The 10,317-nt window shown below is 71.6% G+C and carries 11 protein-coding genes; 9 read left to right on the plus strand and 2 right to left on the minus strand.

Annotation, left to right across the window (positions count from 1 at the left end; translation table 11 throughout):
* The coding region (locus tag ACYVE7_RS20735) for a DUF5719 family protein (RefSeq protein ID WP_460366621.1) at positions 1–1,232 on the plus strand (1,232 nt) is incomplete at its 5' end.
* On the opposite strand, the gene ACYVE7_RS20740 is transcribed toward ACYVE7_RS20735, so the two are convergent.
* Positions 1,229–1,633 (minus strand): metallopeptidase family protein, encoded by a 405-nt coding sequence (locus tag ACYVE7_RS20740; RefSeq protein WP_460366622.1) that lies wholly within the window; start codon positions 1,631–1,633, stop codon positions 1,229–1,231. The two genes, ACYVE7_RS20735 and ACYVE7_RS20740, sit on opposite strands and share 4 nt — an antisense overlap.
* Positions 1,634–1,807: 174 nt before the next feature.
* Between ACYVE7_RS20740 and ACYVE7_RS20745 the strand changes: the two genes are divergently transcribed.
* The 5 genes from ACYVE7_RS20745 (at position 1,808) to ACYVE7_RS20765 (ending at position 5,762) form a co-directional block, all read left to right on the plus strand.
* On the plus strand, positions 1,808–2,173 hold the full coding sequence (locus ACYVE7_RS20745; RefSeq protein ID WP_460366624.1) for a DUF3499 domain-containing protein: 366 nt from the start codon (positions 1,808–1,810) through the stop codon (positions 2,171–2,173).
* A gap of 100 nt (positions 2,174–2,273) precedes the next feature.
* Entirely contained in the window at positions 2,274–3,623 is a 1,350-nt protein-coding gene (locus ACYVE7_RS20750) for a phosphomannomutase/phosphoglucomutase (RefSeq protein WP_460366625.1), read from the plus strand.
* Between the two features lies 1 nt (position 3,624).
* Entirely contained in the window at positions 3,625–3,792 is a 168-nt protein-coding gene (locus ACYVE7_RS20755) for a Trm112 family protein (RefSeq protein ID WP_460366626.1), read from the plus strand.
* Entirely contained in the window at positions 3,789–4,838 is a 1,050-nt protein-coding gene (locus tag ACYVE7_RS20760) for an SIS domain-containing protein (RefSeq protein ID WP_460366627.1), read from the plus strand. Before ACYVE7_RS20755 ends, ACYVE7_RS20760 begins: the two co-directional genes overlap by 4 nt.
* Complete coding sequence (locus ACYVE7_RS20765; protein WP_460366628.1) at positions 4,839–5,762, plus strand: cation diffusion facilitator family transporter; 924 nt, start codon at positions 4,839–4,841, stop codon at positions 5,760–5,762. It begins immediately after the preceding gene.
* Between the two features lie 196 nt (positions 5,763–5,958).
* On the opposite strand, the gene ACYVE7_RS20770 is transcribed toward ACYVE7_RS20765, so the two are convergent.
* Positions 5,959–6,882 carry a hypothetical protein gene (locus ACYVE7_RS20770; protein WP_460366629.1) on the minus strand — a complete coding sequence of 308 codons (924 nt, stop codon included), beginning with the start codon at positions 6,880–6,882 and terminating at the stop codon, positions 5,959–5,961.
* A 343-nt stretch (positions 6,883–7,225) separates the two neighbouring features.
* Here ACYVE7_RS20770 and ACYVE7_RS20775 point away from each other — a divergent pair, with 343 nt between their 5' ends.
* From ACYVE7_RS20775 to ACYVE7_RS20785, 3 genes are all read left to right on the plus strand, one after another.
* On the plus strand, positions 7,226–8,683 hold the full coding sequence (locus ACYVE7_RS20775; protein ID WP_460366630.1) for a sensor histidine kinase: 1,458 nt from the start codon (positions 7,226–7,228) through the stop codon (positions 8,681–8,683).
* A gap of 57 nt (positions 8,684–8,740) precedes the next feature.
* A complete protein-coding gene (locus ACYVE7_RS20780) occupies positions 8,741–9,412 on the plus strand; it encodes a response regulator (protein WP_460366631.1) in 672 nt (223 codons plus the stop codon).
* Between the two features lie 59 nt (positions 9,413–9,471).
* On the plus strand, positions 9,472–10,317 hold an 846-nt coding region (locus ACYVE7_RS20785; protein ID WP_460366632.1), incomplete at its 3' end, for a serine/threonine-protein kinase.

Below are 10,317 nucleotides of genomic sequence, written 5' to 3' on the forward strand. Positions count from 1 at the left end.
TGGCCGAAGCGGTCGTGGCGTGCCCGGAGGTCGGCGGCGGGCGGATCGGGGTCGTGTCGGCCGGGGAGGCGAAGGGCGAAGGGGTCGTCAGGGACGGGAAGGAGGCGGCGGTCGGGAAGGCCGCCGCCGGGTCGGCCTGGAGCGGGAGCGTGCCCAAGCGGGGCGGGCTGGTGGTGCGGGCCGAGGGGGGCGCGGCTGCGGGGCTGGCCGTTGACACGACCTTGAAGACCAAGCAAGGAGTCGGTGGGGCGCGCTGTGGTGCGCCGGGTACCGAACACTGGTTCGTGACGCCCGGAGCCGGCTCCGGGAAGATCGACCTGCATCTGGCCAACGTGGACGACCGGGACGCGTCCGTCGACGTGATCGCGATCTCCGACGCGGGCCGGATCGACACGCCCGACGGCCACACCTTCACCGTCGACGCCCACGAGAACCGCGTCATCCACCTCGACAAGAACGGCGACGGCCTCGGCCTCCCCGCCGTCGACTCCCGGATGCTCGCGATCAAGGTGGTGGCCACGTCGGGCCGGGTCGCCGCGGCCGTCAAGGTCGATCTGGGCGCCAAGGGCTACGACTGGGCGCCCGCGTCGGCCGCGCCCGCGCGGACGGTGATCCTCCCGGGCCTGCCGGGCGGTTCCGGCGCCCGCACCCTGTTCGTCGCCGTCCCCGGCGAGGCCGACGCCCGGGTGAAGATCCAGGCGGTGACGGCGGGCGGCGTTTTCGTCCCCGAAGGCCAGGACGTCCTGGACGCTCCCGCCGAGACCGTCACCCCCGTCGATCTGGAGTCCGCGCTGGTCGGCAAGCCCGCCGCCCTGGTCCTCACCGCGGACCGCCCGATCGTGGCCGGTTTCCAGGCCGGCGGCGATGATGTGAGCCTCGGCGCGGGCGCGGCGCCCCTGACCGGGCCCACGACCCTCGCCGACGCCCGCGAAGGCTCCACGCTGCTTCTGACGGCCCCCGAGGGCCCCGCCAGGGTCCGCGTCACCCCGGTGACGTCCGCGGGCCGCGGCAAGCCCCAGGAGCACGAGCTCGGCGCCCAGCGCACCCTGGAGATCCCCCAGGACTCCGACGCCCTGATCGTCGAACCCCTCCAGGGCACCGTCTACGGCGCCCGCGTCGTCAGCCTGAAGTCAGGAAAGGACCGTTTCGTCACCGTCCAGCCCCTGACCCCGACCCCCGTCACCCTCCGCCTGCCCCCCGTCGCCGACTCCCTGACCGCGATCACCCGCTAGTCGGGGTCGATTGTTTCCGGGGGGAGGTTGAGGAGGCCGGCGATCTCGTCGACGACCAGGTCGTGGACGAGTTTGGCGAGCTCCCGGTCGGTCTTCTCCGGTGTGCCCGTGGAGCGCGCCTCGACCGGCCGACGGTAGATGATCACGCGGGGGGTGCCGTTGACGTCCCGGAGGGTGCTGAGCGGCACCTGCTGGTCGTCGGCGGCCAGCTCGGGGACGTCCTCGACGGCGAACTCGACCCCGGCGAGCTCCTCGGTCCACGGCGCGACGATCCGCTGGACCTCCTCGCGCACCAGATCGTCGAACTTCTCCGAACGGGTGAGCGAGATCGGCACTTCGGGCGGGGCCAGCGGGCCGCGCAGCCCGCGGCCGTGGCGGTCGCGTCGCTTCGCTCGGATCATCCGTGCAGTTTATGCGGCCGACGGACGCGCCGGACGTGATACGTCGGACGTGATACGCCGGACGTGTACACAGAGCGATACCTCCAGGGAAGATCCGCCATATTGGGGGGATACGCGAGACACGATCACTCGGATACTGGCGAAGGGGCCCGGAAAGGCGTACGTTCAGCCCCTGTGAGCCCCGTCCGCATCTGCTCCCGCACCGCCTGCAAGGCGTCCGCAGTGTTCACGCTCACGTACGTCTACCGCGACAGCACCGCGGTACTGGGTCCGCTTGCCGCGTACGTCGAGCCACACTGCTATGACCTGTGCGCGGAACACGCCGATCGTCTGACCGCCCCGATGGGGTGGGAGCTGCTGCGCCTGCCCGCGGAGCAGGTTCCCGAGCAGCCCTCGTCCGACGATCTGGAGGCGCTCGCCGACGCCGTCCGCGAGGCCGCCAAGCCCGCCGGGCCGCGGGGCGAGCCGGTCGGCCAGGGCACGGAGGTGGGCCGCCGCGGCCATCTGCGGGTGCTCCGCTCCGACCAGCAGCGCCCCTGAGCGCGCACCGCTTCCGAAACAACCTGTTAACGGCTCTCCTGCCCGGCACCGGTAGGCTCGAACGGTCTAGGCAGTTCGAACTACATGTAGGAGCCGTCCGGTGGGGAACCCGGCCAAGATCTTCAAGGCGTACGACGTACGGGGCGTCGTACCCGAGGAATTCGACGAGGCGATCGCCGAGGCCACGGGAGCCGCGTTCGTCCGGGTGACGGGCGCCACCGAGCTGGTCACCGCCCACGACATGCGCGACTCCAGCGTGCCCCTCGCCGCGGCGTTCGCCCGCGGCGCGACGGCCCAGGGCGCGAACGTCATCGAGGCGGGCCTCGGCTCCACGGACCTGCTCTACTACGCCTCCGGCGCGCTCGGCCTGCCCGGCGTGATGTTCACCGCGAGCCACAACCCCGCCAAGTACAACGGCATGAAGATGTGCACCGCGGGCGCCCGCCCGATCGGCCAGGACACCGGCCTTCGCGAGATCCGCGACCTGGTGGTCGCCGGAGTCCCCGCCTACGACGGCCCGCGGGGCACGGTGACCAAGCGTGATCTTCTCCAGGGCTACGCCGACCACCTCAAGACCCTCGTCGACCTGTCGGGGATCCGGCCGCTGAAGGTCGTCGTGGACGCGGGCAACGGCATGGGCGGCTACACCGTCCCCGCCGTGTTCGACGGCCTCCCGCTGGACGTCGTGCCGCTCTACTTCGAGCTGGACGGGAACTTCCCCAACCACGAGGCCAACCCGATCGAGCCCGAGAACATGCGGGACCTGCAGAAGGCAGTCCTCGAGCACGGGGCCGACCTGGGGCTGGCCTTCGACGGCGACGCCGACCGCTGCTTCGCCGTCGACGAGCGGGGCGAGATCGTCTCCCCGTCCGCGATCACGGCGCTCGTGGCCGAGCGGGAGCTGGCCAAGCACCCCGGTTCGAACATCGTGCACAACCTGATCACGTCCCGGGCCGTCCCGGAGATCATCAGGGAGAACGGCGGCACGCCGGTCCGCACCCGCGTCGGCCACTCGTTCATCAAGCAGACCATGGCCGACACCGGCGCGGTCTTCGGCGGCGAGCACTCCGCCCACTTCTACTTCCGTGACTTCTGGTTCGCCGACTCCGGGATGCTGGCCGCGCTGCACGTCCTGGCGGCGCTCGGCGAGCAGAACGGAACCCTTTCGGCGCTGCTGAAGTCCTATGACCGCTACGTCGCGTCGGGTGAGATCAACAGCGAGGTCGACGACCAGGCCGCCACCGTGGCCCAGGTCCGCGAGATCTTCGAAAAGCGCGACGGAGTCACCATCGACGAGCTGGACGGCACCACCTTCGGGCACGCCGACTGGTGGTTCAACCTGCGCGCATCCAACACCGAACCGCTACTGCGCCTCAACGCTGAGGCCGCCGACGCCGCGACCATGGCCGCGATCCGCGACGAGGTCCTGGCGATCGTCCGAGGAGGATGAAGTGAAACTCGACGCCTGGCTGATGGAGATCCTGGCCTGCCCCAACTGCCGGGGAAATCTGAAGGGCGAGGACGAGCTCACCTGCCAGGGTGAGTGCGGCTACGTCTACCCCGTCCGGGACGGCATCCCGGTCCTGCTCGTCGACGAAGCGCGCGCACCAAAGGCATGACCTCCCTCCTGGAGGATGTGGACGCTCTGGAAGCGGCCGACCCCGCCGGGATGCTCCGGCAGCTCGCGGGGGCGGCCGCCCAGATCCGCCAGGCGCAGCGGCTGGCCGACGAGGCGGGCCTCGACCTGGCCCTGGCGCGTGCCGAACGGCCCCGCTCCGTGGTGGTCACCGGTGATCCGCTGGTCGGTGAGGTGGTGGCCGCGGTCTGCGGGACGGGCTGCCCCGTCCCGGTGCTGGCGCTGCCCGAGGGGGCGCTGCCCGGCTGGGTGGGCGGGCTCGACCTGCTGTTCGCGGTCGGCGAGGATGCCCTGCCCGTCGCGGAGCTGGCGTTGCGGCGCGGCATGTCCGTGGTGACGGTCGGCCCGGCCGACGGGCGGCTCGCCCAGCTCGCCCTGCAGAGCCGGTCGCTGCATCTGCCCGCCCCGCACACCGGTCCGGCCCGTACCGAGCTGTGGGCGAAGGCCGTCCCGATCCTGCTGGTGGTGCGGCGGCTCGGCCTGGTCCGGCTGCCGGACGAGGTGCTGGAGTCGACGGCCGTCCTGCTGGAGGATCTGGCGCACCGGCTCCGGCCGTCCAGCGAGCCGTTCGTCAACCCGGCCAAGCAGCTCGCGCTGGAGCTGGGCGACGCCCTGCCGATGCCGTGGGGCGGCGGGCCGCTGACGGCGGTGGCCGCCCGCCGGTTCACCGACCAGCTCGCCGACAACGCGCAGCGTCCTTCGGCGGCGTTCCGGCTGGGGGCGCTGGACGCGGCCCCGCCGCCCGCCGACCCCGACGACTTCTTCCGGGACCGGTCCGACGATCCGGAAACCCCGCTCCATCTGGTGGCCTTCCTCGATGAGGAAGATCGTCGTCCGGCCGTCACGGAGGTGGCGCGCGCCCGTGACCTGCCGGTTTCAGAGATCAGAGCCGAGGGCACGCATTCGCTTGAGCGGATCGCATCGATGATCGCCGTGTGCGACTATGTGACCGTTTACCTGGCACTGTCCCTCGGGGTCGATCCGACTCCGGTGGCCGCCGTCTCGGAATACAAGGCAAGGACCACATAGATGTCTGCTGAAGGCGGGACCAAAGCGATCGTCGCGGCGCTCCTGGCGAACATGGGGATCGCGGTCGCCAAGTTCGTGGCGTTCGGTTTCACCGGTTCGTCGTCGATGCTCGCCGAAGGCATCCACTCGGTCGCGGACTCCGGCAACCAGGGCCTGCTGCTGCTCGGCAAGAAGCGTTCCGAGCGGGAGCGGACCCCGCAGCATCCCTTCGGCTACGGGCGGGAACGGTACTTCTACTCGTTCATCGTGGCGCTGGTCCTGTTCACGGTCGGTGCGATCTTCTCGCTCTACGAGGGCATCCACAAGATCATGGATCCCCATGCGATCGACAAGCCGCAGTGGGCGTTCGGCGTTCTGATCATCGCGATCGGGTTGGAGAGCTTCTCCTTCAGGACCGCGATCCAGGAGTCCAACCAGATCCGCGGCGACCAGTCGTGGGTCCAGTTCATCCGCCGCGCCAAGGCGCCTGAGCTGCCCGTCGTCCTGCTGGAGGACCTGGGCGCGCTCGTCGGCCTGGTGCTGGCGCTGCTCGGTGTGACCGTCGCGGTCGTGACGGGCGACGGCGTCTGGGACGGTGTGGGCACCGTCTGCATCGGCGTGCTCCTCGCGATCATCGCGGTGATCCTGGCGATCGAGACCAAGAGCCTGCTGCTCGGCGAGGGCGTCGCCCCCGACGAGGAGAAGGCCATCGTCGACGCCCTGGAGTCGGTCCCCGAGGTCGACCACGTCATGCACATCCGCACCCAGTACATCGGCCCCGAAGAGCTCCTGGTCGCCGCCAAGATCGCCGTCGACCACGACGACACCGCCGCCGAGGTCGCCAAGGGCATCGACGCCGCCGAGGCCAAGGTCCGCGAACTGTTCCCCGTGGCCCGCCTCATCTACCTCGAGCCCGGCCTGGACGAACCCAAACGCAAGCCCTAACCCTCTCGCAAAAGCGGGGCCCGCTCACCGGGCCCCGCTTTTCGCATTCCAAGATCCCCTCGAGCTGCGGCGTGTCGCCCGTTTCACGCCTCCGAACGGGCGACACGCCGCAGTTCGACGCGATCATGGCCCCCCGCGAGCTGCGCGGTTCGCGGCGCTTGGATGGGCGACATGCCGCAGGTCGACGCGATCATGGTCAGCGGGGGCGGGGGGTGGTGGTCCACGTCGTGGCTGTGGTGGGGGCGGTGCCGGTGGCCCAGAGGTGGGAGGAGGTGGGGGGTTTGGTGAGGGAGCGGACTTCGGTGGGGGTGGGGTGGAAGGTCCAGGAGGCGCCGTCGTAGTGGTGGAAGCCGTCGGGGCCCGAGGCCCAGAGGCCGCCGGAGGAGTCGGGGGCCGCTGAGGTGAAGGGGTGGAAGTGGGAGGACGGCGGGGGGATCGGGGTCCAGCCGGATTCGGTGCGGTGCAGGACCAGGGGGGCGTTGCGGGCGGTGCCGACCGCCCAGTCGCCCGCCACGTCGGTGAGGGTGGTGGCGGGGGACGTCGCGGGGGTCTCGTCGAGCCACTGAGAGCCCGTCCAGCGGACGATCAGGGGTTTGTCGCCCCGGTTGCCGACGGCCGTGTCGCCGTCGACGGCCGCCAGACCGGAGCCGAGGCCGCCGGGGACGGGTGTCGCCGTCCAGAGGCGGCCGGTCCACCGCCAGGCGGCGGCCTGGCTGCCGGCGAAGCCGCTGGTCGAGCCGACCGTCCAGGAGCCGTCGACGGAACGGGGAAAGGCGGGGGCCTGCGCGGCGAACGGGCGCGACGCCCAGCTCCGGCCGTCCCAGCGGAGGGCGACGGCCCGCATCCCGGCGAAGCCGACCACGTCCGCGTCGGCGGCCGAGACGGCCGTCACATCGGTGAGGATCGTGCCCTGGGGGAGCGGCAGCGCCTTGGCGCGCCACGCGCACTGCTCCCAGCTCAGGAAGAGGGGGCCCTGCGGCCCGGAACCGACGGCGAAGACCGTCCCGTAGCGGGGCGAGGTGATCGCGCTCAGCTCACCGAGGTACCCGGTGTCCAGTTCCCGCCAGTTCCCGCCGGGCGAAGCCGCCAGCGCCAAGACCATCGTCGTCGCGACCCACATGCCCCCGAGCCAACCAAAACGCCGCCCGGATCGGGCCGGGGCGCGGGGCAAGCGAGCCTAAAGAAAAGCGGAAGCCCCCCGCTCGGCAGGTCCCCTAACCTGCTGAGCGGGGGGCTTCCAGGAGACCCCCATCTCCAGCTCTGGCGTGACCGGCGATGGCACCGCCGGAACCCCCGATCCGGGGGTGCCACCACCTGGTCACAGCAGAAACACTACGGCCACGATCGACCGGTGCACGTCCCGCTAGAGGAGGGAATGCGCCTCATCCGCAAGTCGTACATCACGGGTTGGTATCGCCCTGTGAGGTGAGGTGAGTCCGGTCGATCGCGGGCAGGATGGTGGCGTGAGCAGCGAGAAGACCTTGGGCACCGGAGCGGCGGAACATCTGTGGCGGCTGTCCGGCCGGGCGGTGGCCGGGGTGGGCCAGCTGCTGCTGTGGGTGCTGGAAGGGGTCGGTCGGCTGCTGAAGCCCCTGCAGGACGGGGTGATGCGCCGCCTGTACGGGCAGCCGCAGCCCGTCCAGGGGCCCTACGGCACCATGATCGCTCCGCTGGCGGCGGCGACGGCGCCGATGCCGCGCTGGCTGGGGCTCTGGCAGCGGTTCACCGCGTCCTGGGCCTACGCGCCGGTGACGGGCCTCGCGATGACCGTCGCGGCGCTCTGGGAGGTCGGCTCCAACCACGATCCGCTGTTCAGTGTCCCGGCGGGGTTCGCGATCGCCGCGACCCTGCCGCTGGTGTGGCGGCGCGAGGTGCTCAGGCCCGTCGCCGCGATCGTCCTCGGCGCGACGGCCGGTTCGCTGCTGTCCGGCCAGGTCTTCCTGGTCACGACCATGCTGGCGGCCGTCTGCGTGCTGTTCAAGCTGGCCCAGCAGCTTCCGCGCCACTCCAACGGGGTGATGGCGTGCGCGAGCCTCGCCGTCGTCGGTGTGGTCTATGTGGCGGGCGACGGCCTGGACACCGTGCCGTGGCCGTTCGCCGTCCTCGCGGTGATCGCCGCCATCGGCCTCGGTGACGCCCGCCGCACCGTCGAGGCCACCGAGGCCGAGGCCCGCGAGCAGAACACCGAGACCCTGGTCCGGCTCGACCAGGCGCAGAAGGAGCAGGCGGTGATGCGGGAGCGGGCCAGGATCGCGCGCGAGCTGCACGACGTCGTCGCCCACTCGGTGTCGATGATCGCCGTCCAGGCCGAGACGGCCCCGTACACGATGCACGAACTGTCCCCGGACGCCCGCGACGGCTACGCCGAGATCGCCAGGACGGCCCGTGAGGCCCTGGTCGAGATGCGCCGCCTCCTCGGCGTCCTGCGCTCCGACGCCAAGGCCGACGCCGAGGTCGCCCCCCAGCCCCGTCTCGACCGGCTGCCCGAGCTGATCGACCAGCACCGCGGCTCCGGCGGCACGGCCGGGCTGTCGGTGCGGGGTGAGGAGCATCCGCTGTCGGCGACGTTGGAACTGTCGGCGTACCGGATCGTCCAGGAGGCGCTGACCAACGTCCGGCGGCACGCGCCCGGCGCTCAGGTGCAGGTGGAGCTGGTGTACCACCCGGACCGGCTGGCCGTCCGCGTGCACAACGACCCGCCGCACGCCGCGACCCGCGTGTTCGATCCGCGGCACAGCCAGGAGACGCGCGTCGACGGTTTCCCCGCCGTCGGGGTGGGTCCGCCGTCCGTGCAGCCGGACGGCGGGCACGGGCTGATCGGGATGCAGGAGCGGGCCGCGATGCTCGGCGGACGGTTCCAGGCCGGACGCGCCCACGATGGCGGCTTCGAGATCGAAGCCGAGCTCCCTTTCCGCACGTGAAGATTCCCGGAGCCGCAACATTCTGGGACAATTGCCTTCCGCTGAAGGGGGCTCACAGTGATCAAAGTGGTGATCGCGGACGACCAGACGATCGTCCGCGCCGGGTTCGCCGCTCTGCTCGGGGCCCAAGCCGACATCGCCGTCGTCGGTGAGGCGGGCGACGGGCGCGAAGCCGTCCAGCTCGCGCTCGCCCACCGGCCGGATGTGGTCGTCATGGACATCCGGATGCCCGGTATGGACGGGATCGAGGCGACCCGCCGGATCCTCGCCCAGCCCGGCAGCGAAGCGCTCCGGGTGCTGGTCCTCACCACCTTCGACATCGACGAGTACGTGTACGACGCGCTCGCCGCGGGCGCCTCGGGGTTCCTGCTGAAGGACGCGACGGCCGAGGAGCTGGTGTCGGCCGTCCGGGTGGTGGCGCGGGGGGACGCGCTGCTCGCGCCGCAGGTCACCGGGCGGCTGGTGCGGGAGTTCGCGAAGCAGCGCCGGTCGCGGCCGCAGGCGTCGCCCGCGCTCGGTTCGCTGACGGCGCGCGAGTCGGAGGTGCTGGTGCTGATGGCGGGCGGGCTGTCCAACGGGGAGATCGCCGGACGGCTCGTGGTGAGCGAGCACACCGTCAAGACGCATGTGGCGCGGGTCTTCACCAAACTGGGACTGCGGGATCGGGCGCAGGCCGTCATGCTCGCCTACGAATCGGGCCTGGTCGTGCCGGGCGAGACGCTGTCCTGAAGAACGGATTGACGAATCCCGTTCACCCCGGTATTTCCTGCTGAATGGGGATTTTGGGGATGGGGGATCCTCGTGCCGTCGGCGGCTACGAGCTGATCGGGCGGCTGGGCGAGGGCGGGCAGGGCGTCGTCTACGAGGGGGTCTCGCCGCACGGGGAACGGGTCGCGGTGAAGGTGCTGCACACCCGGTTCTCCGGCAACCAGCGGGCCCGCCGGGCGTTCGCGCGGGAACTGCGCGCCGCCCGCCAGGTCGATCCGTTCTGCACCGCGCGGATCATCGAGGCCGACGTCGACGGCGAGATCCCCTACATCGTCAGCGAGTTCATCGAGGGCCGCTCCCTCAAGCAGCGCGTCCAGTCGGGCGGGCCGCTGACCGGCGGCGAACTGGACCGGCTCGCCATCGGGACGGTCACCGCGCTCCTGGCCATCCACAAGGCCGGGATCGTGCACCGCGACTTCAAGCCCAGCAATGTGATGATCGGCGCGGACGGCCCGCGCGTCGTCGACTTCGGCATCGCCCGGCTGCTCGACCCGGCCGCGACCGCGACGTCGGGGGCGGTCGGAACCCCGACCTTCATGGCTCCCGAGCAGCTCAAGGCCGTCGAACTGACCACCGCGGTCGACGTCTGGGCGTGGGCGGCGACCCTGGTCTACGCGGCGTCGGGGCACCCGCCGTTCGGCTCCGACTCGATCTCCGCCGTCATCACCAGGATCCTGACGAACCCGCCCGATCTCGGACGTCTCGAAGGGCGGCTCCGCACCCTCGCGGCGCGCTGCCTCGTCGCCGACCCCGAGGACCGCCCCGACGCCAAGGAACTGCTGCTCACCCTGCTGAGCGTCACGCCCGCGCCCGGCTCCCTCCCGCTGACCGCCCGGCTGCGCGGCATCCTCGGCCTCGCGCCCGCG

This window comes from Actinocorallia lasiicapitis, assembly GCF_054778695.1.

Coding starts and splice junctions, on each gene's coding strand:
- ACYVE7_RS20765 (WP_460366628.1), top strand. CDS start 4,839: ATGTCTGCTGAAGGCGGGACCAAAGCGATCGTCGCGGCGCTCCTGGCG.
- ACYVE7_RS20760 (WP_460366627.1), top strand. CDS start 3,789: ATGACCTCCCTCCTGGAGGATGTGGACGCTCTGGAAGCGGCCGACCCC.
- ACYVE7_RS20740 (WP_460366622.1), bottom strand. CDS start 1,633: ATGATCCGAGCGAAGCGACGCGACCGCCACGGCCGCGGGCTGCGCGGC.
- ACYVE7_RS20770 (WP_460366629.1), bottom strand. CDS start 6,882: ATGTGGGTCGCGACGACGATGGTCTTGGCGCTGGCGGCTTCGCCCGGC.